This window comes from Trichococcus flocculiformis (genome assembly GCF_963662535.1).
Taxonomy (GTDB): domain Bacteria; phylum Bacillota; class Bacilli; order Lactobacillales; family Aerococcaceae; genus Trichococcus; species Trichococcus flocculiformis.
The window spans coordinates 2,701,811-2,724,289 of sequence record NZ_OY759718.1 but is presented as its reverse complement, the minus strand read 5'-3'; the positions used below and the strand labels follow the sequence as shown (position 1 = coordinate 2,724,289).

Below are 22,479 nucleotides of genomic sequence, written 5' to 3'. Positions count from 1 at the left end.
AAAATGACAGAAAAAGTGAAATTAGGAATTATTGGTTATGGTGCAGAAGGCGGTATGTACGCAGGGTTCTTCAAGAACAACGATGAACGCCTGAACGATAATATCGAGTTGGCAGCGGTCTGCGACATCGATCCTGCTAAAAAAGCGAAAGTCGCTGAAGACTTCCCTGGACTGCCTTTCTTCGACAATTACCTGGACCTTTTGGAATCCGGTATTGTAAACGCAATCGTAACGACTGTTCCGCACTATGACCACTGCGTGATGGGGATCGCTGCACTTGAACGCGGCATCCACTTATTGGGAGAGAAGCCGGCGGGTGTTTATACGAAAGATGTGGAGCGTTTGATCGAAACATCGAAAAAACACCCAGAAACTACTTTTGCGATTTTCTTCAATCAACGTACAAACCCACTTTACCGTAGAGTAAAACAATTGATGGATGAAAAAGCGATCGGCGACTTGCAGCGTGCTACTTGGATCATCACAACTTGGTGGAGACCGCAAGGCTACTACAATCAAAGCGCATGGCGTGCAACCTGGGGCGGAGAAGGCGGCGGCGTTCTTGTGAACCAAGCTCCTCACCAATTGGACCTGCTGCAATGGATCTGCGGAAAGCCTGAAAAAGTCTACGCGAAACTGCAATATGGCGCAGGCCGTAACATCGTTGTTGAAAATGAAGTGAATGCACTCTTGGACTTCGGCAACGGCGCAACCGGTTCATTCATCACTTGCACAAACGATATCGTCGGCACGGACCGCTTCGAAATCTTTGGGACGAAAGGGAAAATCATCGTTGAAGATTCGAAAAAACTGATTGTGAAGCAATTGACTGCTCCGGAAGCTGAACTGTCCGAAAATATGGACATGCAGGATGTCATGAGACTCTTCATGGGACAGGTCAACATGGAGGACTACGTAAAGGTCACTGAAGAAGAATTTGTGACGCCTCAAGGACTGCAACACATTTCTGTGTTGAATAATTTTGCAGATCATATCGTAAACGGGGAGCCTTTGTTGGCCAATGGCGAAGAAGGCATCAACGGGGTGACCTTGGCGAATGCGATGCACTTGTCCTCTTGGTTGGATAAAGAAGTGGATTACAATGTGGATGGCGACCTGTATTTGGCTGAATTGAACAAACGCATCGCTGAAGAAGGAAAATTCGAACAAAAAAAATAAGAAAGTGACGTGATCAGGGATGTTAAGAGCGGCAATAATCGGATTAGGAGATGTATCGCCTGTCCACAAATATGCTATCGACGTCAGTGACAACGGTGAATTAGTTGCGGTTTGCGACGTAAATGAAGCCTTGAAGACCAAATATCCTGATGTACCTTTTTATACAGACGTAGAAGCGATGTTGGAAAAAGAGGATTTGGATGTTGTACATATCTGCTTGCCGCACTATCTGCATTATCCGGTCACGAAACTCTGTGTTGAAAAAGGCGTGCACGTTTTCCAGGAAAAACCTTTGGCTTTGGATTATGAGGAAGGCTTGAAGACGCTCGCTTTGGCAGAGGAAAGCAGCAAGAAAATCGGCGTGTGTTTCCAAAATCGTTACAACGAAACGTTTTTGGAACTCAAAAGATTGCTCGCGGACGAAAACGTCGGAGCTGTGACGGGGGTAAAAGGCTTGGTGGCATGGCATCGGCCTGAAACCTACTACACCATCAAACCATGGCGCGGTCAGATGGAATTTGCCGGCGGTGGATCCATCATCAATCAAGCCATCCATACGCTTGATCTGATGCAGGTTTTGGGCGGCGAAATCGACCGATGCAAAGCCAGTCTGTCCAACATCACGGACTATGACATCGAGGTCGAGGATACTGCCGTCGCGAATTTCACCTTCAAGAACGGCGCGCGCGGATTTTACATGTCGACCAATGCCTATGTCGAGAATTCCAGCGTAGAATTGCAGGTCATCACCGAAAAGGCGAAATTCACGATCAAGGATAACTGTCTTTACCGCACGAATAGTTCGGGTGAAAAAGAACTGCATCTGCAGGACACGCCGATTGAAGGAACAAAATTTTATTACGGACCAAGCCACTCTGCTCTTATCCAGCGTTTCTACAATGCAATCGAAGCAGACTCGGATGACTATGTGACGGTCCGTGATGCTTTACCGGCGATGCTGATGATCGATGCAATGAAATTGTCATCAAAAGAAAAACGTACAATCGAAATGGAGGAAATCATAAATGGCTAAAGTTAAGATAGGTGTACAAGCGTCAACGGTCAAAAAGAGTTTTGAAGAAGTAGGACCTTATGAAACAATGAAGAAACTGCACGAAATCGGCTACAATTCGATTGAAATTTCGCAAGTGGCGACAACGCCTGAGAACATTGCTGAAATTCAAAAAGCGACCGCTGATTTCGGCATGGAAGTAGCTTCCATGAGTGCTTCCTTGAAACCGCAAGTAAAAGACGGCGAATCTTTGATGACACACTATGATAAAATCGTAGCGGACTGCAAAGCCGTGGGAACGGACCTGTTACGTATCGGCATGTTACCGATCGACGCGATGGCCAGTCTGGATAAAGTGTTGGAATTCTGCCATGACGTCAATGAAGTGACGCAAAAGCTGAAAGAAGACGGAATCACCTTGTATTATCATAACCATCACATCGAATTCCGCAAATATGACGGTAAATTCCTGCTGGACATCATTCGCGAAAAAGCGCCATTGTTGGGCTTTGAGTTGGATGTTCACTGGGTGCAACGCGGTGGTGCAAACCCACTGGAAGTCATCAAAGACTACAAAGGCAAAGTGGAATTGATCCATTTGAAGGACTACCGTATTGCTGAAATCCCACAAGATGGCTTCGATGCTTTATATAGTGGGGATCTTGCCAAATTTATGGATTACTTCACAAATACAATCCAATTCGCTGAATTGGGAACAGGCAGCCTACCTTTGAAAGAAATCATCGAGGAAAGCATCTCATCAGGTGCTCGCTACCTATTAGTGGAGCAGGATGACACGTATGGAGTGGATCCGTTCGAAAGCTTGAAAATATCCCGTGAACACCTATTGGAATTGGGCTACGGAAACCTGTTCTGATAAAAGCGATGAAGAAGTTCGGAGAGGATTCTCTTCGGACTTCTTCCTATAATAATGAAGGAGGTCATACGATTGGGAAATAAAGATGGAATGAATTATGCTCCGAAAGGGAAAATAAACAGAGTAGTGGAACCGGGAGCGTTCAACGTGGGCGTTACGGCACTGGACCACGGACATATCAACGGCATGACGAACGGGTTGATTGAAGCCGGCGCTACAATCAAATATGTCTACGATCCGGATGCGGAAAAGGTAGCGAATTATCTGGAATCATTCCCGGATGTTACCGTTGCGGAGTCTTTGGAAAAAATTTTGGAAGATCCGGAAATCCAGTTGGTTGCCGCTGCTGCTGTGCCTAACTTGCGCAGTGCGTTGGGAAATCGAGTCATGCGGGCAGGGAAAGACTATTTCACGGACAAGACCGGCTTCACGACACTGGAACAACTCGAAGAGACCAAAAAAGTAGTTGCAGAGACCGGTAAAAAATATTGGGTCTATTTCAGCGAAAGACTGCATGTGGAAGGTGCTGTATTTGCCGGCCAGTTGATCGAAGACGGCAGAATCGGCCGTGTCATCCAAGTGACCGGTTTCGGGCCGCATCGATTGGATAAAGAGAAACGTCCGGATTGGTTCTTCATGAAAGAACAATACGGCGGCATTTTGGCCGATATCGGCAGTCATCAGATTGAGCAATTCCTTTACTATACGGGAAATACCGATGCCAAAGTGCTGCACAGCAAAGTCGGAAACTACAACAATCCGGATACACCAGAATTGGAGGACTACGGTGACGCTACGCTGATCGGGGACAATGGCGCAACCTTCATCTTCAAAGTGGACTGGTTCACACCGGACGGACTCGGAACGTGGGGCGATGGCCGCACGTTCATCACCGGAACAGAAGGAACGATCGAAATCCGCAAATACATCAACGTAGCGACGGAGCAGACCGGCGATCACCTCTTCTTGGTGACGAAGGATGGCGAGGAGCACTACTCCTTGACAGGCGAAGTCGGGTTCCCGTTCTTCGGAGAAATGATCTTGGACTGCATCAACCGCACCGAAAATGCGATGACACAGGAACATATCTTCAAGGCGCAGGAATTATGCCTGAAAGCGCAGGAACAGGCACTGAACATCACTGCTGCAAGTCTATAAAAAAGTTTTCCCTTTCTTTGCTGCTGGGTGATCCGGATGGCGAAGGAAGGGTTTTTGTTGGTTTCGGGTTGGATGAGCATGCGACTTGAACTATGGCCGACAGCTTGTTATGATGCGGAAGAAGAATTATTGAGAATGAGGTGAAAGGATGCAAACATTGATCATCGTCAGCCATCCGACGCTGGCTGATTCGAATCTGCAAAGGTTTCTGTGGGAAAGTCTTCCGGCTGAAGGAGTGACGTGGCATCATCTCGAGTCGGTTTATCCGGATGGACAGGTCGATCGGGAAGCCGAACAACAGCAATTGCTCCAGTATGACCGCATCATCTTCCAATTTCCGTTCTATTGGTACAGCTCGCCAGCTCTATTGAAGCAATGGCAGGATGTCGTTTTGACAGATGACTTTGCCTACGGAACTGACGGAGGCAGGTTGTCGGGAAAAGAATTCGGCCTCGTTTTGGCACTCGGTGTGAATGAACGCGAATACCAAGCCGGAGGTAGGGAAGGCTTCACGATTTCCGAACTGACCCGTCCTTACCAGGCGTTGGCGAAAAAATGCGGCATGGTGTACCTGCCGACGCTCACCGTTTCTAAATTCGATTACCTGAACGACAGCAAGAAGAAAGAGTTGCTGATCGCTTACCAGCAATACCTTACCAAAGACAATGATGCCAGCCTCAAGGCTTCAGAAAACTGGTTCAAACGCCAACTGCAGTCGCTTGGGCAAGTGGGACTTTCCGAAGATGACCAGCAACTGGTGGAGCATCTGCTTGCCATTTTGGAGGACAACCGTGAGCAATTGGATGACTTGGCGTGGACATTGGCACAGATGGAAGGCAATCAGTTTGGATAAAAGTAAAGCGGGGGACGAAAATGGAGACTGAAAATTGGGTGCAGGAACAACTGAATCACTTAATGGCAGCAAGTAAAGATTACCGGCAAAAAGCACTTTTCCAGGAAACGAAGAAGCTTTTCCAAGAGCAGTATCAACGGATCGAACAAATGGAGGGCGAATTGGACGGGCGGATCTGGAGCCCGAAAGAGTGGTCGGATTAGATTGCGGCATCGACTTGACCTTACTTCGACTGTCAGCTCCGGGAAACGGGGGCTTCACCGGAGTTCAGACGATATTCTGAGTTATTCTCCGGCAAGCGTAGCTTCGTCGTAGTTGGGGGTGGAAGTTATCGATGTACTCCGGCGAGTAGAAGTCTGGACGGAGCTGCATACGCATATTCCGTTTCGCTCACCCGGTCAGCGGCAGCTGGCCGCGCTCTTTAGGGATAAAAAAGATAGACACTTCACCTTTTTATGGGTAGTGTCTATCTTTTTTGTTTTTATTTGATTGGCAATTGGTAGACGTAATCGTCCATCACGAAGCCGCCTCCGATGGGGGAGACGATGGATTCCGTTCGCACAAAACCGTATTTTTCGTAGAATGCGATCGAACCTTCGTTGTATTTGTTGACGGTGAGCTCCAGAACTTTTTTCTGTTCCTTGATAGCCAAATCGACCATTTTTTGCATGATTTGATAGGCGTAGCCTCGCCCACGGGCTTCCTTCAGCAAATAAAGTTTACTGATGAACAGCTTGTCGTCCTGCAATTGGATAGCCAGGTAACCGGCGGATTGCCCCTCGCTTTTGATGAGGAAATAATCCAATTTTCCTGTTTCGATATCTGCTTCCATATGCGCTTTGGACTGGATGTTCTCCAACATATAGGTTACTTGTTCCGGACCTAGAATCGGCAGATAGTATTCATGCCAGATGATGTCAGCCAAGCGGGACAGCTCGTTGATCTGCTCCATGCTTTCGACAGGTTCCAGCCGGAGTGACGTTTCGCGGGAAAACAGCTGCGGGGTCGTCATATCAAGACACCAACTTTACCAGGAAATATTTCTTTTTGCCGCGGCGCACGAGGATGAAGCGGCCTTCGAAAGAGTTTTCGGCAGTGATGACGAATTCCAAATCCGTGACTTTTTCGCCGTTGATGGAAATGGCGCCGTTTTGGATGTCTTCGCGTGACTGGCGGCGTGACGGTTCGATTCCCAGATCGACCAACCAAGTGACCAATTCCTGTTCCTTCAGGTCGGACTCAAAAGTCGGCATATTTTTGAAGCCTTCGGCGATTTCATCGGCAGTCAATTCCTTCACTTCGCCGGTAAACAGAGCTTCAGTGATCTTCAACGCATCCGCCAAGGCTTGTTCGCTGTGGACGAAGCGCGTCATTTCAGCTGCCAATACTTTTTGGGCTTCGCGTTTGTGCGGCTCAGTTTCCACTTTTTCGGCCAAAGCATCGATCTCTTCCTTTGAAAGGAAAGTGAAGTATTTCAAGTATTTGATGACATCGCGGTCGTCCTGGTTCACCCAGAATTGGTAGAACTCGTAAGGAGTTGTTTTTTTCGGATCCAACCAGACCGCACCGCCGGCAGTCTTACCGAATTTTGTGCCGTCCGCTTTCAGCATCAATGGAATCGTCAAACCGAAAGCTTTTGCTTCTGTACCTTCTTTTTTGCGGATCAGGTCCAAACCGGCAGTGATGTTGCCCCATTGATCCTGACCGCCGATCTGCAGGTTGACGCCCTCATTCTGGAAAAGGTGCAGGAAGTCCATGGACTGCAGAATTTGGTAAGTGAATTCCGTGAAGGAAATACCGGTGTCCAAGCGGCTGGCTACGATATCTTTAGCCAGCATCGTGTTGATGTTGAAATTTTTGCCGAAGTCGCGCAGGAAATCCAACAGTGTCAAATCTTTGGTCCAGTCATAGTTGTTGACGAGGCGGATGTCGGCCGAGCTGTCGGACAGGAACAGTTTCTTCATTTGAGCAGTCAGAGCATTTGCATTCTCGACGACTTGATCCATCGATTGCAGAACCCGTTCCTCGCTCTTTCCGCTTGGGTCGCCGATCGATCCGGTCGCGCCGCCGATCAGGATGACGGGTCTGTGTCCTGCCAATTGGAATCTCTTCAATACGATGAAAGGGATCAGATGTCCGATATGCAGGCTGTCGCCTGTCGGATCGACGCCGCAGTAAAGGCCGATCTGCTCATCCTCCGTTAATTTGCGTAAGCCTTCCGCGTCTGTTTGTTGATTGATGGCACCGCGCCATTCTAACTCGTCGATGATATTCATGTGCTTCATTCCTTTTCTCATAAATTTATATGCAAAAAAATCCCTGTCCAGACAAGAAAATTCTTGTTTGAACAGGGACGATAGTTACCGTGTTACCACCCAGCTTGCAGAGTCATCCGAATCGGAAAGACTTTGCCACTCTGACATGTATCGTATGCCGGACGCTTATGCGCATAAGAAAGCTCCAAAGTGTAATTCGAATCCAGGCTTGCATCAGCTTCCACCAACCGCTGACTCTCTATAGGACAAAATCCCGATTCTACTGTCTTTTTCATCGCTTTTTATTGTATTGGTTAATTGCCGTTAGTATAGCGCAGCAAAACTTCAGATGTCAACCATGACAATAAAAAAAGCAATGTTACATAAATGTTACAAAGCAGAATAAGGCTGCAAATATTACTAATTATGCGGATTCAGATACATTAGACGCGTCTTTTTACAGAATTGTTACAGTTAGGATACAACTTGACGAAACCAAGCTAAAGGAAAAAAAACTATGTTATGATTCATTATGTTGATGAATCTTAAGAAAAACTATAAAAAGTTAAAAGATATATAAGAATTATAACTAACGACAATCGAATGTAAGTGGAGGAATTAGACTTGAAGAAGAAATTAGTGGCTATCGCATTAGCAGGTACGATCCTTGCAACAAGTATAGTAACGCCTTTTACAGCACAAGCAGATGAAATCTTAACAAAAATCCAACAACAAGAAACGAAAATTTCTGAATTGGACAGCAAACAAAGCACTGTAGAGGAAACCTTATCTGTAATCACTGCAGAAGTTGATGCAGCTGAAAAAAGAGCGGAGACTTTATTGGCAAACCGCGTAAAGACGCAAGATGAAATTGCTACTTTGCAAGAAGATATTGCCGAATTGCAAGTTGTCATCGCACAACGCGAAGAGCAACTGGATGAACAAGCAAGATCTGTTCAAGTGAACGGTTCAAACGAAAACTACTTGAACTTTATCGTAGCATCCGAATCTTTCACAGATTTAGTATCCCGCATCGATGTTGTTTCAAAAATGGTATCAGCCAATAAAGAATTGGTTGAGCAGCAAATTGCGGATCAAAAAGCTGTTGAAGATAAGAAAAGTAAAACTGAAGAAAACTTAAGCAAAATTAATGCAATGGCTATGGAGTTGGAACAACTTAAAGGCGATTTGCAAGTGAAGAAAATCGAACAGGAAAGCGCAATTGCCGCTTTGGCTGCTGAAAAAGCAACGGCTGAATCCGACCGTCAAATGTTCTTAGCGCAAAAAGAAGAAGCTGACCAAAGAGCCGCCGCAGAAGCTGCTGCCATTGCCGCTGCTGAAGCTGCCGCAGCAACTGTAGCTGCAACAGTCGCACAAGCAAGCTCAGAAGAATCTTCAACCGCTGCTTCATCCGTTGATATTGCATCAAGCACAGTTGCAAGTTCCGAGTCAGCTGCTCCTGCTCAAACAGTTGCCGCTGCACCAGTTGTTGAAAGTGCACCAGTTGTGTCTGCTCCTGCAGCAGCTGCACCAGTCGTCAGCGCACCAGTTGTGTCTGCGCCAGTCGTGACTGCACCAACATTATCGGCACCAACAGGCGATGTTGTTTCCATTGCCGCAAAATACATCGGCGTTCCTTATGTATGGGGCGGAAAAACACCGTCAGGCTTTGACTGCTCTGGCTTCACGTCTTATGTCTTCAGAGAAGCATACGGCATCGAAATCGGTGGCTACACAGTTCCTCAAGAAAACTCAGGTACACAGATTGCTGTATCATCCGCACAAGCGGGAGATTTGATCTTCTGGGGTTCAAGAGGCGCGACTTATCACGTTGCGATCTACGTAGGCGGCGGACAATACATCCACGCTCCGGCACCAGGCCAAACGGTTACTTATTCTTCTTACAACCTTTCCGGCGCATCATTTGCCGTACGTGTTGCAAGATAATCCAAAATTCACGACAGTCCTCCGGGGCTGTCTTTTTTTGATTTTTGCGTAGTATGAAGAGAAGCTGTTGACCTTAACGCAGCGTGAAGGTGTAAGATAGGATCATCGGAGGGGATAGAATGGAATATACAATCCAAAAATTGAGCCGATTGGCCGGCGTCAGCACGAGGACGCTGCGCTTCTATGACGAAATCGGCCTGCTGAAGCCCAAACGCACCAGTTCCTCTGGCTACCGCATCTATGGTGAGACAGAGGTGGACAGGCTGCAGCAGATCCTGTTCTTCAAACAGTTGTCTTTTTCGCTTGATAAGATCAAAGCCGCGATGGATGATCCGGCATATGATGCGGAACAATCATTGGTCGCACATAAACAGGCGCTGTTGGAGAAAAAGAAGGAAATCGAATTGCTGATCAAAACGGTGGATGCTACGCTTGAAGAAAAAAGAGGAGGCAGAAAAATGGACGACAAGAAGAAATTTGAAGGCTTGAAGAAGGAACAGCTCGACGAGAACGAAATCCGCTACGGGCAGGAAATCCGCGAAAAATACGGAGAAAAGACCGTAGCGGCTTCGAACAATAAGTTCGCAGGAATGAGCGAAGCGGATTTTGACGCAATGCAGGAGATGGCCGCACGCCTGCAGGAGATGCTGACGGAAGCGATGGCTACGGGGGATGCCGGCGGAGAGGCTGCCTTGGCGGTTGCTGCGCTGCATAAACAATGGCTGAGCTATACTTGGCCGAGCTACTCTCCGGAAGCGCATCGTGGACTGGCCCAGATGTATGTCGACGACGAAAGGTTCACGGCATACTACGACAAAGCATCAGGCAAAGGGGCCGCTGCATTTTTGCGGGATGCGATCCACAACTATACGGATAAGTGACAAATGCTGGATGATGCTGTAGAGGCCGGGAGCTGTAATTTGCTTTCGGCTTTTTTGTGCATGGATCCGGAGGTGCAGGCGTTGGCAAGAGGTTGCCGCATGTTTCGAATTTCGCCCCCAAACCCTTGACTTTTGTGGTAGAATGGTACGGTAAGTTGCGTACATTCGCAAAGAACTTAGAATTCAGGGAGGCGCACTCATTCGTGGCTAAAGACAAAAATACATTTTATATCACTACTCCAATCTATTATCCGAGCGGAAAGCTCCACATCGGAAATGCGTATTCTACTATCGCATGCGATGTAATGGCGCGCTATAAAAAACTGATGGGATTCGATGTGTTCTACCTGACCGGTTCAGATGAGCACGGACAAAAAATCGAGAACAAAGCTGCAGAATTGGGCATCACACCGAAAGAATATGTGGACGGCATGGCCCAGGATATGCAGGATCTATGGAAACGTCTGGACATTTCCAACAACAAGTTCATCCGCACCACTGATGATGATCATGTCCAAGCCGTTCAGCAGATTTTTGAACAATTATTGGAACAAGGCGACATCTATCTTGGCGAATACGAAGGCTGGTATTCTGTTTCCGACGAAGAGTTCTTCACGGAAACCCAATTGGCTGAAGTGTACCGCGATGCCGACGGAAACATCATCGGCGGAGTTGCGCCAAGCGGCCATGAAGTCGAATTGGTGAAAGAGGAGTCCTACTTCTTCCGCATGAGCAAATACGCGGATCGTCTTTTGGCGTATTACGATGCGCACCCTGATTTTATCCAACCGGAATCGCGCAAAAACGAGATGGTCAACAATTTCATCAAACCAGGACTTGAGGATTTGGCTGTATCACGGACGACCTTTACTTGGGGGATTCCTGTTAAAAGCAATCCGAAACACGTGGTCTATGTTTGGATCGATGCATTGGCGAACTACATCACTGCCTTAGGTTATGGTTCGGCTGATGACTCGCTTTACCAAAAATATTGGCCGGCTGATGTGCACATGGTCGGAAAAGAAATCGTCCGCTTCCACACCATCTATTGGCCGATCATGCTGATGGCACTGGATCTGCCGCTTCCGAAAAAAATCTTTGGACACGGGTGGCTTTTGATGAAGGAAGGCAAAATGTCCAAATCAAAAGGCAACGTTGTGTATCCGGATATGTTGGTGGAGCGCTTCGGGTTGGATGCTTTGCGCTACTACCTGATGCGCGAAGTGACCTTCGGCAGCGACGGCATCTTCACACCTGAGGATTACGTGAACCGCATCAATTATGATTTGGCCAATGATCTGGGCAACTTGCTGAACAGAACGATCGCCATGATCAACAAATATTTCGGGGGTAACATCCCTGCGGCACTAGCAGCGGAAACGGCTTTCGATGCGGAACTCAAAGCGATGGCAGCGGAAGTGACCGAGAATTACCAGAAGGAAATGGACAACATGCAGTTCAGTTCGGCCTTGTCCGAAACATGGCGCCTCATTTCCCGCGCGAACAAATACATCGATGAGACCGCTCCATGGGTCTTGGCGAAGGACGAGTCCAAGCAAGCGGAGTTGGGAAGCGTTATGGCGCATTTGGCTGAAACCTTGCGCGTCGTCGGCATCCTACTGTCTCCATTCATGACGCAAGCGCCGTTCAGAATGTATGAACAACTTGGATTGGACTTCGAAAAACAAGGCGCTTGGGAAAACGTAGCTTTCGGAACGTTCCCGGCGGATGTGAAGGTAGTTGAAAAAGGCACGCCAATCTTCCCGCGTCTCGTTACAGAAGAGGAAGTCGCCTACATCAAGGAACAAATGGGCGGCGGAACCATCCCCGCAGAAGAGGAAACAGTTGCTGCAGAGTGGGATCCAACGACTACCGTGCTGACTTCTGAAAAAGAAAAGCAGATCAAATATGAGGACTTCGATAAAGTCGAGTTGAAGGTTGCTGAAGTCATCGATTGCCAGAAAGTCGAAGGCGCGGACAAGTTGCTGAAATTCCGTCTGGATGCGGGGGATGAAGGGCATCGCCAAATCCTGTCGGGCATTGCACAATGGTATCCGGATCCTGCGTATTTCATCGGCAAGAAAGTCATCATCGTCGCTAACCTGAAAGCGCGCAAAATGAAGGGTGAAATCAGCCAAGGGATGATCCTTTCTGCTGAAAAGGATGGCGTACTGCAAGTGATACTCGCACCTGAATCGGCAGTAAATGGTTCAACAGTGGCATAAAGGTTTTTGTGATTCAAGGAGCCTGGGACAGTTGTCCCGGACTCCTTTGTCCATTTTAGATGCAGAAGAATCAGGGGAGGCTTAGCCTTCCCGCAGGAACCGGAAAGGAATCTATGGATAAATTATTATTTGATACACATACGCATCTGAACGTGGATGCTTTTGCGGATGATGCTGCAGCGGCCATCACAAGGGCTCACGAAGCCGGTGTCGGCAGATTTGCGGTAGTTGGCTTCGATGCGGACACAATAAAAAAATCGCTTGAATTGAGCGCAAAATATCCCGAAATCTACAGCATCATCGGTTGGCATCCTACAGAAGCAGCGACTTACACTGCGGCAGTGGAAGACAGCCTGATGGCGTTGCTTGAAGAAAAGAAGGTTGTTGCCATGGGGGAAATGGGTCTGGACTATCACTGGGACACAGCGCCGCATGACGTCCAGTCGAAAATATTCAGAAGACAAATCGCGATCGCCAAAGAATTGGAACTGCCGATCAGCATCCACATGCGTGATGCCATCGAAGATACGTACCGCATTCTGAAGGAAGAGGATGTGCGCGACATCGGAGGCATCATGCACAGCTTTAGCGGCGATGTGGACTATATGAAAAAGTTTTTGGATTTGGGCATGCACATTTCAATCAGTGGCGTCGTCACTTTCAAAAAAGCGACGGAATTGCATGAAGTGGCCAAAGTTGTTCCGATTGAGAAGCTTCTGGTCGAAACCGATGCGCCGTATCTGGCACCAGTCCCTTTCCGTGGAAAGCGGAACGAGCCGGCTTATGTACGCTATGTAGCCGAAAAGATTGCTGAATTACGCGAGCAAACCTTCGGAGAAATCGCGTTGCAGACAACCAAAAACGCGAATAAATTATTTGGGTTGGAAGACAAATGAAAATAGAAGAAATTATAGTGGTTGAGGGGAAAGACGACACCAAACGGATCAAGGAAGCGGTTGAAGCTGATACGATCGAAACGAACGGTTCGGCAATCAATGAAGCAACGTTGCAGCTGATTGCCCATGCGCAAGCGACACGTGGCGTCATCGTCTTCACCGATCCGGATTATCCGGGCGGCAAAATCCGGGCAACAATCGTGGAACGGATACCCGGCGTCAAGCATGCATTCCTGCGCAAGGATGATGCGCAATCTCCGAAAGGGGGAAGTCTAGGAGTCGAACATGCCTCCCCGGAGAACATAAGGGCAGCGCTGAAGAATGTTTATACGCAAAGACAGGTTGAAACGAGCGATATCGACAGGAAATTCCTGGATGAATGGCACTTGATCGGACACGCCGATTCAGGGCGCTATCGTGAATTGCTGGGGGATGTGCTCGGAATCGGCCATACAAACGGAAAACAGTTATTGAAACGCCTGCGCATGTTTCAACTGGAAAGAGTAGATGTTGATGCAGCGATGACAGCCATTTTAAAAGAACTGGATGAAAAGGATAGCCTGACCGCTCAGCGGCAGGAGGAGGAAAACAGATGAGTGCATTAGAACACCAGAAGGATATAGCGACACCAAGCAGAACGAACGCCATCTTAAAGAAATACCATCTGACCATGAAGAAAAGCCTAGGGCAAAACTTTTTGGTGGAACCGAATATATTGACGAAGATGGTGGCTGCAGCCGGTATCGACAAAAACACCAATGCGATCGAGATCGGTCCCGGTATCGGAGCCTTGACGGAGCGCCTTGCCAGAGAAGCCAAAAAAGTAGTGGCGTTTGAAGTGGACAGACGACTGGCGCCTATTTTGAAGACAGAACTTGCGGAATACGATAATATCGAAATCATTTTTCAGGATATTCTGCAGGCGAATGTTCCGCAGGTCATCGAGGAGCATTTTGAACCGGCTGAACGATTGGTGGTAGCGGCGAATCTGCCTTACTACATCACGACGCCGATTATCATGAATTTCATCGAGACGGATTTGCCGATCGATACGTTTGTGATGATGATGCAAAAGGAAGTCGCACAACGCATGACCGCCAAGCCCGGAACGAAAGCATTCGGTTCATTGACGATTGCGATCGACTACTATACGGAAGCCGAGATTGCCTTCATCGTTCCGAAAACCGTTTTTGTGCCGCAACCGAATGTCGATTCGGCAATCCTGAAGCTGCAACGCAGAGCGGAACCCAAAGTGAAGGTTACGGATGAGAAGTTCTTCTTTGATTTGGTCCGCGCCGGTTTCAACCAACGCAGAAAAACGCTCTGGAACAATCTGCAGTCGCGCTACGGCAAAACGGAAGAGGTCAAGGCTGCTTTGACAGCCGGACTTGAAGAAGCGGGCATCGAACCCTCAAAACGGGCAGAAGCCCTGAGCATCGAACAATTTGCGGATCTTGCCAACGCCTTGGTCAAGTATTTGGATGTTAAATAAGCGACCAAGTGCTTGCTTGATATTAGAGTTTCCGGAGACCCCGTCGAGAAGACAGCCCCACCTCGCAGCCCCCCTTTCAAATTAAAGGTGAAGGGGAGGTTGTGCTGATTTTCTGTCGGAAGTTTACTAAAAACTGCGAAAAAAGTTGATAAGATTTCTTTAAAAATTTATTCGTTTCATAGTTGCGTGCATACGTCCTCTGTGATATACTTGTTATTTTAATTTATCTGTGTTATACTGTAAATCAGTGAGGTGAAACAGAATGCCGGATAATTTGAGTCAGATTAAAGAACAACTGGAATGTCACTTAGGGCAAAAAGTTATGCTGACTGCGCAAGCAGGACGCAAACGCAAGACGGAACGAAAAGGTATTTTACGGGAAACGTATCATGCTGTATTTGTAGTTGATCTAGACCAAAACGAAAATGCATTTGAACGTGTATCATACAGTTATGCAGATGTTTTAACCGAAGCTGTAGAGATCTTATTTTACGATGAAGAAAAATGCCAGTACGCTTAAATTATGTAAGAACTTATTCCAAATAAATCAAACAGACATCGAAATGTCTGTTTTTTTTTATCGAAAAATCGCTTGATGCATGCGGAAGCGTGTGAGGAACAAACCGGTTCCGGGCACTGAGCCATGAGATATTGTGCATTCAGAAACTAATTCTTGTTTGTTGACATATATTTCTTTTAAAAAGGGCACGCTTACGCTAGTATTGTATTATAAGAACAGTGGAGAGGAGCGTGGAGCGATGGAATGGATTGAACGTGCGCCGGCAAAAATAAATTTGGCGTTAGATGTACTGTATAAGCGGGATGACTATTATCATGAACTCGAAATGGTGATGGCTTCAGTCGACCTCGCGGACCATCTTACTTTTACTCCTCTCGAAGAAGATGAAATCAGGATCTACACAAATAAAGTGTTTCTGCCCGTGGATACGCGTAATCATGTCTATCAAGCAGTGAGGCTTCTTAAAGACCGTTGTGGGATAAAGAAGGGAATCAAAATTGAAATCGACAAGAAAATCCCTGTTGCAGCCGGATTGGGCGGCGGCAGCACGGATGCCGCCGCAGCTCTGCGCGCGCTGAACAAGATCTGGGATCTGCAGCTTTCTGTTGAAGAACTCATTGCGATCGGCAACCAAGTAGGTTCGGATGTTCCCTACAGCATAGTGGGCGGCACTGCTTTCGTATCGGGCCGGGGGGAAATCGTCCGGAAATTGCGGCCGATGCCATCCTGTTGGGTGATTTTGGCGAAACCGCGCCTGAGCGTCTCGACGAAGACGATTTTCCGTCTGCTGGCTGTCGAGGAACTGCAACACAAGCCGACTTCCCGCATCGTGGCGCAAGCCATCGAAGAGGGCGATTACGAACGGATGTGCCAGAATGTAGGAAATGCTTTGGAACAAGTGACCTTCAATAAACATCCGGAACTGCGCAAATTGAAGGACCGGATGGAGAAGTACGGCCTGGACGGTGTGACGATGAGCGGCAGTGGCCCGACCATCATCGGCTTCAGCAGGAATACATCGCGCATCAAACGTGCCTACAACAGTCTGCGCGGATTCTGCGAAGAAGTATACATGGTCCGACTGCTCAATGAAGAATAATCAGAAATGCAGTGTAAGACCGCTCTGCCTCAACCGCGGAACTCCTTAGGATGTTCGCGGTTTTTGCTTGTGAAACGGAAGCGAAATGGTTGACGCGTTGCGTGCAGGTGTGATAAAGTGTCTATCGGACCTTAAACAGGAATCATTACGTTTTGGAGGGATAATAAATGATGCTTAATAGATTAAAAATGACAGGTATTTTATCTGCGGCAGCGTTCTTTTTAGTTGGATGCGGAGCAAATGAAAGCAGCGAAACAGGCATTTCTGAGGACGGTATTAAGGTAGTCACAACCTTTTATCCGATGTATGATTTTGCGAAAAATGTAGTAGGAGACAATGGCGAAGTTTCCGTTCTGCTGGATGCTGGTCAAGAATCGCATGGTTATGAGCCGACACCGCAGGATATTGCGGCTATTGCTGAGGCCGATGTGTTCATCTATAACAGTGATGAAATGGAAACGTGGGTGCCCAGCGTCTTGGAATCGATTGAATCGAGCGATGTGATCGTTGTGGAAGCTGCAGAGAATATCGCGTTATTTGAAATGGTAGAGGATGCGGCTGCCGAAGAAGAACACGATGAAGAAGAGGGACATGAAGCAGGCGAAGATGCACACAATGTCGATCCGCATGTCTGGTTGGATCCGGTGTACGCACAAGAGGAAGTCGATGCCATTTTATCCGGAGTACTTGAGGCTGATGAAGCCAACAAAGAGAGTTACGAAGCAAATGCTGCTGTTTTTAACGAAAAATTGGCGAAACTGGATGCATCTTATCAGACTGCTTTTGAAACTGCCGAAAACCGCACATTCGTCGTCCAGCATGCAGCTTTCGGCTACATTGCCCGTCGCTACGAACTGACTGAGGTGGCGGTGTCGGATGTGTCATCCGATGCGGAACCGAATCCTGCCAAACTGGCTGAACTACAGCGGTTTATGATCGATAATCAAATCACTTCCGTTTATTACTCGGACAGTGCCTCCTCAAAAACAGCACAAACCTTGGCTGAAGCAACAGGTGCCGCTCTGGAAGTGTTGAGTCCGCTTGAAGGGATAACCGATGAAGACCAAGAAGCGGGTAAAGATTACTTGAGTGTGATGGAGGAAAATTTGGAAGCTTTGAAAAAAGTGATCCAGTAACAGAAGAGAGGAATTCGAATGGATTACATCGATGTACAGCATCTTTCGTTCTATTACGATGATGAACCTGTCCTGCAGGATATAACCTTCCAAGTGCACGAAGGGGAGTTCGTCATTCTTACAGGCGAAAACGGTGCTGCGAAATCTACTTTATTGAAGAGCATCCTGGGACTGCTGAACCCTCGGGAAGGCAGCGCGACAATTTCTAAAGTGAACTATCGCGGAGAAAAGCTTACGATTGGTTATGCCCCGCAGCAAATTTCGTCGTTCAATATCGGCTTTCCAAGCAGAGTCTTGGAGTTTGTGGAATCCGGCAGATACCAAAAAGGTAGATGGTTCAAAAAATTGGACGAAGAAGATCATACCCATGTAAAAAAAGCTTTGGAATCCGTGGGTATGTGGGAGATGCGCAACAAAAAAATCGGGGAGCTTTCCGGTGGGCAAAAACAACGCATTGCCTTGGCACGTATTTTCGCAACCGATCCGGATTTGTTTGTGCTCGATGAGCCGACAACTGGAATGGACAAAGAATCGCGTGAGCGTTTCTACCGTTTGCTGAAGCACAATTCGCAGGTACACAACAAAGCGATCATCATGGTTACGCATGAGCACGAAGATATCAAAGAATTTGTGGATACTCATATCCAACTGGTCAGAAAGGAGGATTCGCCTTGGAGATGTTTCTCTATGGATTTATGCAAAGAGCCTTCCAAGCATCAACATTAATCGCAATCATGGCGCCCGTTTTGGGCTTGCTGCTGATTTTACGACGGCAGTCCCTGATGGCGGACACATTATCCCATGTATCCTTAGCGGGAGTCGCTTTAGGAATGCTTCTGAACATCAATCCGACGCTCACCACTTTAGGCATCGTTATTTTGGCGGCAATCGGAATCGAATATTTGCGCGTCATCTTCAAAGGGTATTCGGAAATATCGGTTGCGATTCTGATGGCTACGGGGATGGCAGTCGCTTTGGTGTTGATGAGCTTCGTGTCAGGGAAACAGAACGCTAGTGTCGAACAGTTCCTGTTCGGATCGATCATCACGATAAATGATGACCAGATTCTTATCTTGTTGGCTTTGGCAATCATAGTCGTTTTATTGTATCTGATTTTCCGCAAGCCATTGTACGTATTGACGTTTGATGAAGACACGGCCCATACAGCGGGCTTGCCGGTCCGCATGATGTCTCTGTTGGTGTCTGTAATAACAGGGGTTGCCATCAGCGTGGTGATGCCGATTACCGGATCATTGTTGGTTTCTTCGATCATGATTCTGCCTGCAGCCATCTCGATGAGGTTAGTGCATACCTTCAACGGGGTCATCCTGCTTGGGATAGGCATCGGTTTGACGGGAATGTACGGGGGATTGTTCGCATCCTATCAGTACGGGACGCCTCCGGGAGCCACAATCACCCTGGTTTTCGTGGCCATGTTCATTTTGACCAGTATCTACAAGGTCCTAGTCGAAAAGAAGTAGAATCTTAACAATAAGATATATGGACAAGAGCAGAACATTGCTCTTGTTTTTTTTGCTAAAATTCGATTAAAAACGAACGATAAACAATTAAAAGCTTTTATTTTTCAGCAATTAACTATATAATAGAGGAAAGAACGCAATATGAGGAGAGATTTGGAGTGAAAATAAAGCGCAGTGAACGGTTAGTTGATATGACCCGTTACTTACTAGAAAGACCGCATCGGTTGATTTCATTGACCTATTTCGCTAAACGATATGAATCAGCGAAATCTTCCATCAGTGAAGATCTATCCATCATCAAAAAAACATTTGAAGACCGTGGAACGGGGATTGTTGAAACGCTGCCGGGTGCAGCAGGAGGCGTCAAGTATATTCCGACAATCAACAAAGAAAATGCCCGCGAAATTATAGAAGAAATGTGCGAAATCATGAACAGTAAAGATCGTCTGTTACCGGGAGGATACGTTTATCTTTCTGATATGTTGGGCAATCCGGAAATTCTCCAGAAAATCGGACGTGTCATCGCGGCTCAATATGTTGACAAAAAAGTGGATGCTGTCATGACTGTCGCCACCAAAGGGGTTCCGATTGCGCAAGCAGTCGCTACGTATCTAAATGTGCCGTTCGTCATTGTTCGTCGTGATTCGAAAATTACAGAAGGCTCAACTGTGAGCATCAATTATGTCTCAGGTTCATCAGATCGAGTAGAAAAAATGGAACTGTCCAAACGCAGTCTGCCCCGCGGTTCCAAAGTTCTGATCGTCGATGATTTCCTCAAAGGTGGAGGCACCATCAATGGTATGCGCAGCATGATTTCCGAATTTGAGTCGGAAACAGTCGGCGTAACCGTATTCGCAGAAGCGGGCTACAATTCCAAACGTGAAGTATTCGATTATACATCGCTTATCCGCGTAAACAATATTGATTTGAAAGACCATTCCATCAGTGTGGGCTTGGGCAATTATTTCGATCCAAGCACCGATTGAAAATAACGATAAGAAAAGCTGAACGGGTTCGTTCAGCCCTGAAAGAAATTTAGGAAATCTGTCCGACTGAGCATCGAAGAGCGCAATAGGACAGATTTATCTAATTTCCGAAGGGCTAACCCGTGAAGCTGGACATCATTTTAGATGCATGAAATATGTTGCAATCTTGTGAAACACCTACGGTGATGCACTTCTGAGTTGAAAAAAATTTATAAATTCCTATATGTTAAAAAAAGAGCTGGCTCCTTGAACGCATCAAGGGTCGGCTCTTTGTTGCGGATTGGCAAAACAGCGCTATTCACCGAGTTAAATTTCGGAAGAAATCACACATGATCTTTCCGGAAAGAAGTCTCCGGAATTTTTTTGTAGGCTAATTTTTCCAGAATGCTCCCGTAATCAGGATAGGTTTTGATTAATGCATCATAAGTCAATAATTCAAAATCATTATAATCGAATCCTGGGGAAACCATACAGCTCACAAGAGCATAGTCTCCGGACGAGCCTTCTACGCTGCTTCCGAAGATGACCCCTTTCGGAACTGTGAATTGGAAGAGTTCACCTTTTTCTGGATGGCGCCCCATACTGACCGCTTCATAACGGCCATCGGGATGCAACAGGTGGATCGTCAAGGCGCTGCCCTCATGGAAATACCAGACCTCATCGGCCTTCAAACGGTGAAAATGGGATGGGTTATCTGCAGTCAGCAAAAAAAGTATATTACTGTATAGGTAGCGTTCTCTCCGGTCGTCGGTGACGATCAGTTCAGGAGAATGGCCGGTTTCGCGAAAATAGCCACCTTCCGCGTGCGGTTGAAGCAACAACTCGTGTATCCAGAATGATGCAGTCGGTTTTGTCATTGGAACCAATCCTTTCAATGTATCTTTCTGTTCATCATTATAAACAAAAAACCGGTCAATAAAAAATAATGTATACGCATTCTTCGTATTTCCATTAGAAAATGAAAAGAAGTCTGTATTTATATACGGCATCATATTGAAAAAAGCAAGATTTTACGCTAAGATAATTTAGTTGAAGGAATAAAATGAAAAGATAGGAGTTGCTTATGGCTAATCGTTTTGCAATCATACTTGCTGCTGGTCAAGGAACGCGCATGAAAAGTAAGCTTTACAAAGTACTGCATGCAGTTTGCGGAAAACCAATGGTAGAGCACGTCGTGGATCAAGTAGAGGCTGCTGGCATTGAAAAGGTAGTGACAATTGTAGGGCACGGTGCGGATACTGTTAAAGGATGCTTGGGGGATCGTTCGGAATATGTATTGCAGGCGCAACAATTGGGAACAGGGCACGCTGTCCTGCAAGCGCAAGCTGTGCTGGAGAACGAAGAAGGCACTACGTTGGTCATCTGCGGAGATACACCGCTCCTGACGGCTGAAACTTTGGAATCCTTGTTGCAATACCATGAAGAGAAAAAAGCAAAAGCAACTATCCTGACTGCGCATGCTGCTGATCCGAACGGTTATGGCCGCATCATCAGAAATGCGTCAGATAATGTAGAAAAAATTGTGGAACAAAAAGATGCTTCTCCGGAAGAAGTGCTCGTGCAAGAAATCAATACCGGCACATATGCGTTCGATAACAAGTTTTTGTTTGCCGCGCTGCAATCAGTAGACAACAACAATGCGCAAGGCGAGTATTACTTGCCGGATGTCATCGAAATCCTGAAGAACCAAGGTGAAATCGTGACAGCTTACCAGATGAGCGACATGGGCGAAGCTTTGGGAGTGAACGATCGTGTGGCGTTGGCTGAAGCCTCCGTCTACATGAAGAGACGCATCAATGAAAAACACATGCGCAACGGCGTTACCTTGATCGATCCGGATAATACCTACATCGAGTCGGATGTGGTCATCGGAAGCGACACAGTTATTGAACCGAATGTATTCCTGAAAGGGAAAACGATCATCGGGGAAGATTGCTTCATCGGATCGGGCTCAGAACTGAGCAACACAACAATCGGTGACCGCGTACAAGTCAGAAGTTCAAACTTGGAAGACTCCGTGATGGAATCGGACAGCAACATCGGTCCATTCAGCCACTTGCGACCGAACAGCCACATTGGAAAACGCGTCCACATCGGAAATTTTGTGGAAGTGAAGAATGCGATTTTGAACGAAGACACAAAAGTTGGACATTTGACATATGTGGGAGATGCTGATCTCGGTAAAAACATCAACGTCGGTTGCGGCACTGTCTTCGTGAACTATGACGGAAAAAACAAACACCGTTCCAGCATCGGGGACAATACGTTCATCGGCTGCAACGTGAACATTGTGGCGCCTGTCAATGTCGAAGCCAATACATTCCTGGCTGCAGGTTCGACCATCACAAAAGATGTGCCTGAAGGCGCGATGGGCATCGCCCGCAGCCGCCAAGAGAACAAGCCCGGCTACTGGGAGAAATTGCCGCCAGCCAAAAAATAAAGCAAAACCTTATGCATGTATGGTAGAATAATTTTGAAATTA

Annotated in this window: 22 protein-coding genes and 1 other annotated feature; of the genes, 19 read left to right on the top strand and 3 right to left on the bottom strand. The window is 47.0% G+C overall.

What is annotated here, in order from left to right; genetic code table 11:
* Positions 1–3: 3 nt before the first annotated feature.
* The 6 genes from ACKPCD_RS12970 (at position 4) to ACKPCD_RS12945 (ending at position 5,282) form a co-directional block, all read left to right on the top strand.
* Positions 4–1,179, top strand: coding sequence for a Gfo/Idh/MocA family protein (locus ACKPCD_RS12970; RefSeq protein WP_321433449.1), 1,176 nt, complete (start codon positions 4–6; stop codon positions 1,177–1,179).
* 19 nt (positions 1,180–1,198) lie between these two features.
* A complete protein-coding gene (locus ACKPCD_RS12965; RefSeq protein WP_086987862.1) occupies positions 1,199–2,212 on the top strand; it encodes a Gfo/Idh/MocA family protein in 1,014 nt (337 codons plus the stop codon).
* Positions 2,205–3,068, top strand: coding sequence for a sugar phosphate isomerase/epimerase family protein (locus ACKPCD_RS12960; RefSeq protein ID WP_321433448.1), 864 nt, complete (start codon positions 2,205–2,207; stop codon positions 3,066–3,068). The genes ACKPCD_RS12965 and ACKPCD_RS12960 overlap by 8 nt, the downstream gene beginning before the upstream one ends.
* A gap of 72 nt (positions 3,069–3,140) precedes the next feature.
* The gene (locus ACKPCD_RS12955; RefSeq protein ID WP_321433447.1) at positions 3,141–4,226 is read left to right on the top strand and encodes a Gfo/Idh/MocA family protein; all 1,086 of its coding nucleotides are present in this window, start codon (positions 3,141–3,143) and stop codon (positions 4,224–4,226) included.
* A gap of 148 nt (positions 4,227–4,374) precedes the next feature.
* The gene (locus ACKPCD_RS12950) at positions 4,375–5,079 is read left to right on the top strand and encodes an NAD(P)H-dependent oxidoreductase (RefSeq protein ID WP_276645248.1); all 705 of its coding nucleotides are present in this window, start codon (positions 4,375–4,377) and stop codon (positions 5,077–5,079) included.
* Between the two features lie 20 nt (positions 5,080–5,099).
* Positions 5,100–5,282: a hypothetical protein gene (locus tag ACKPCD_RS12945; protein ID WP_086987865.1), complete on the top strand. Its 183-nt coding sequence runs from the start codon at positions 5,100–5,102 to the stop codon at positions 5,280–5,282.
* 278 nt (positions 5,283–5,560) lie between these two features.
* Here the strand turns inward: ACKPCD_RS12945 and ACKPCD_RS12940 are convergent, their stop codons facing one another.
* Positions 5,561–6,091: a GNAT family N-acetyltransferase gene (locus ACKPCD_RS12940; protein ID WP_321433446.1), complete on the bottom strand. Its 531-nt coding sequence runs from the start codon at positions 6,089–6,091 to the stop codon at positions 5,561–5,563.
* Position 6,092: 1 nt separating this feature from the next.
* Complete coding sequence (gene tyrS, locus ACKPCD_RS12935; RefSeq protein ID WP_321434575.1) at positions 6,093–7,355, bottom strand: tyrosine--tRNA ligase; 1,263 nt, start codon at positions 7,353–7,355, stop codon at positions 6,093–6,095.
* A 70-nt stretch (positions 7,356–7,425) separates the two neighbouring features.
* Positions 7,426–7,639 (bottom strand) — a binding site (T-box leader).
* A gap of 319 nt (positions 7,640–7,958) precedes the next feature.
* On the opposite strand from tyrS, the gene ACKPCD_RS12930 reads away from it, so the two are divergent.
* The 12 genes from ACKPCD_RS12930 to purR all read left to right on the top strand — a co-directional run bounded on the left by ACKPCD_RS12930 (position 7,959) and on the right by purR (position 19,997).
* Complete coding sequence (locus ACKPCD_RS12930) at positions 7,959–9,281, top strand: C40 family peptidase (RefSeq protein ID WP_321433445.1); 1,323 nt, start codon at positions 7,959–7,961, stop codon at positions 9,279–9,281.
* Positions 9,282–9,400: 119 nt separating this feature from the next.
* Positions 9,401–10,162: a MerR family transcriptional regulator gene (locus ACKPCD_RS12925; protein ID WP_321433444.1), complete on the top strand. Its 762-nt coding sequence runs from the start codon at positions 9,401–9,403 to the stop codon at positions 10,160–10,162.
* Between the two features lie 203 nt (positions 10,163–10,365).
* A complete protein-coding gene (metG, locus tag ACKPCD_RS12920) occupies positions 10,366–12,387 on the top strand; it encodes a methionine--tRNA ligase (protein ID WP_321433443.1) in 2,022 nt (673 codons plus the stop codon).
* Between the two features lie 113 nt (positions 12,388–12,500).
* Positions 12,501–13,283 (top strand): TatD family hydrolase, encoded by a 783-nt coding sequence (locus tag ACKPCD_RS12915; RefSeq protein WP_321433442.1) that lies wholly within the window; start codon positions 12,501–12,503, stop codon positions 13,281–13,283.
* Positions 13,280–13,879, top strand: a complete 600-nt coding sequence (rnmV, locus tag ACKPCD_RS12910) for a ribonuclease M5 (protein ID WP_321433441.1) — start codon at positions 13,280–13,282, stop codon at positions 13,877–13,879. The genes ACKPCD_RS12915 and rnmV overlap by 4 nt, the downstream gene beginning before the upstream one ends.
* Entirely contained in the window at positions 13,876–14,775 is a 900-nt protein-coding gene (gene rsmA, locus ACKPCD_RS12905) for a 16S rRNA (adenine(1518)-N(6)/adenine(1519)-N(6))-dimethyltransferase RsmA (RefSeq protein WP_086987873.1), read from the top strand. Before rnmV ends, rsmA begins: the two co-directional genes overlap by 4 nt.
* Before the next feature lie 262 nt (positions 14,776–15,037).
* Positions 15,038–15,295, top strand: coding sequence for a Veg family protein (locus tag ACKPCD_RS12900; RefSeq protein WP_068559042.1), 258 nt, complete (start codon positions 15,038–15,040; stop codon positions 15,293–15,295).
* Positions 15,296–15,533: 238 nt separating this feature from the next.
* Positions 15,534–16,394 carry a 4-(cytidine 5'-diphospho)-2-C-methyl-D-erythritol kinase gene (gene ispE, locus ACKPCD_RS12895; protein ID WP_321433440.1) on the top strand — a complete coding sequence of 287 codons (861 nt, stop codon included), beginning with the start codon at positions 15,534–15,536 and terminating at the stop codon, positions 16,392–16,394.
* Between the two features lie 167 nt (positions 16,395–16,561).
* Positions 16,562–17,530 (top strand): metal ABC transporter solute-binding protein, Zn/Mn family, encoded by a 969-nt coding sequence (locus ACKPCD_RS12890; RefSeq protein ID WP_321433439.1) that lies wholly within the window; start codon positions 16,562–16,564, stop codon positions 17,528–17,530.
* Between the two features lie 18 nt (positions 17,531–17,548).
* Positions 17,549–18,256, top strand: a complete 708-nt coding sequence (locus ACKPCD_RS12885) for a metal ABC transporter ATP-binding protein (protein ID WP_086987874.1) — start codon at positions 17,549–17,551, stop codon at positions 18,254–18,256.
* Entirely contained in the window at positions 18,202–19,011 is an 810-nt protein-coding gene (locus tag ACKPCD_RS12880; RefSeq protein WP_321433438.1) for a metal ABC transporter permease, read from the top strand. The genes ACKPCD_RS12885 and ACKPCD_RS12880 overlap by 55 nt, the downstream gene beginning before the upstream one ends.
* 158 nt (positions 19,012–19,169) lie before the next feature.
* Complete coding sequence (purR, locus tag ACKPCD_RS12875; protein ID WP_086987876.1) at positions 19,170–19,997, top strand: pur operon repressor; 828 nt, start codon at positions 19,170–19,172, stop codon at positions 19,995–19,997.
* A 323-nt stretch (positions 19,998–20,320) separates the two neighbouring features.
* On the opposite strand, the gene ACKPCD_RS12870 is transcribed toward purR, so the two are convergent.
* A complete protein-coding gene (locus tag ACKPCD_RS12870; RefSeq protein ID WP_288926739.1) occupies positions 20,321–20,854 on the bottom strand; it encodes a cupin domain-containing protein in 534 nt (177 codons plus the stop codon).
* 206 nt (positions 20,855–21,060) lie between these two features.
* Between ACKPCD_RS12870 and glmU the strand changes: the two genes are divergently transcribed.
* Positions 21,061–22,437, top strand: a complete 1,377-nt coding sequence (gene glmU / locus ACKPCD_RS12865; RefSeq protein WP_321433437.1) for a bifunctional UDP-N-acetylglucosamine diphosphorylase/glucosamine-1-phosphate N-acetyltransferase GlmU — start codon at positions 21,061–21,063, stop codon at positions 22,435–22,437.
* The last annotated feature ends 42 nt before the right edge of the window (positions 22,438–22,479 follow it).

What these genes read in the sequence shown, in the direction of transcription:
- ACKPCD_RS12870 (WP_288926739.1), bottom strand. Translation starts at nt 20,854, where the DNA reads ATGACAAAACCGACTGCATCATTCTGGATACACGAGTTGTTGCTTCAA.
- ACKPCD_RS12965 (WP_086987862.1), top strand. Translation starts at nt 1,199, where the DNA reads ATGTTAAGAGCGGCAATAATCGGATTAGGAGATGTATCGCCTGTCCAC.
- ACKPCD_RS12960 (WP_321433448.1), top strand. Translation starts at nt 2,205, where the DNA reads ATGGCTAAAGTTAAGATAGGTGTACAAGCGTCAACGGTCAAAAAGAGT.
- ACKPCD_RS12925 (WP_321433444.1), top strand. Translation starts at nt 9,401, where the DNA reads ATGGAATATACAATCCAAAAATTGAGCCGATTGGCCGGCGTCAGCACG.
- ACKPCD_RS12950 (WP_276645248.1), top strand. Translation starts at nt 4,375, where the DNA reads ATGCAAACATTGATCATCGTCAGCCATCCGACGCTGGCTGATTCGAAT.
- ACKPCD_RS12900 (WP_068559042.1), top strand. Translation starts at nt 15,038, where the DNA reads ATGCCGGATAATTTGAGTCAGATTAAAGAACAACTGGAATGTCACTTA.
- ACKPCD_RS12890 (WP_321433439.1), top strand. Translation starts at nt 16,562, where the DNA reads ATGATGCTTAATAGATTAAAAATGACAGGTATTTTATCTGCGGCAGCG.
- ACKPCD_RS12945 (WP_086987865.1), top strand. Translation starts at nt 5,100, where the DNA reads ATGGAGACTGAAAATTGGGTGCAGGAACAACTGAATCACTTAATGGCA.
- rsmA (WP_086987873.1), top strand. Translation starts at nt 13,876, where the DNA reads ATGAGTGCATTAGAACACCAGAAGGATATAGCGACACCAAGCAGAACG.
- rnmV (WP_321433441.1), top strand. Translation starts at nt 13,280, where the DNA reads ATGAAAATAGAAGAAATTATAGTGGTTGAGGGGAAAGACGACACCAAA.
- ACKPCD_RS12885 (WP_086987874.1), top strand. Translation starts at nt 17,549, where the DNA reads ATGGATTACATCGATGTACAGCATCTTTCGTTCTATTACGATGATGAA.
- ACKPCD_RS12970 (WP_321433449.1), top strand. Translation starts at nt 4, where the DNA reads ATGACAGAAAAAGTGAAATTAGGAATTATTGGTTATGGTGCAGAAGGC.
- glmU (WP_321433437.1), top strand. Translation starts at nt 21,061, where the DNA reads ATGGCTAATCGTTTTGCAATCATACTTGCTGCTGGTCAAGGAACGCGC.
- ACKPCD_RS12915 (WP_321433442.1), top strand. Translation starts at nt 12,501, where the DNA reads ATGGATAAATTATTATTTGATACACATACGCATCTGAACGTGGATGCT.
- tyrS (WP_321434575.1), bottom strand. Translation starts at nt 7,355, where the DNA reads ATGAATATCATCGACGAGTTAGAATGGCGCGGTGCCATCAATCAACAA.
- ispE (WP_321433440.1), top strand. Translation starts at nt 15,534, where the DNA reads ATGGAATGGATTGAACGTGCGCCGGCAAAAATAAATTTGGCGTTAGAT.
- ACKPCD_RS12940 (WP_321433446.1), bottom strand. Translation starts at nt 6,091, where the DNA reads ATGACGACCCCGCAGCTGTTTTCCCGCGAAACGTCACTCCGGCTGGAA.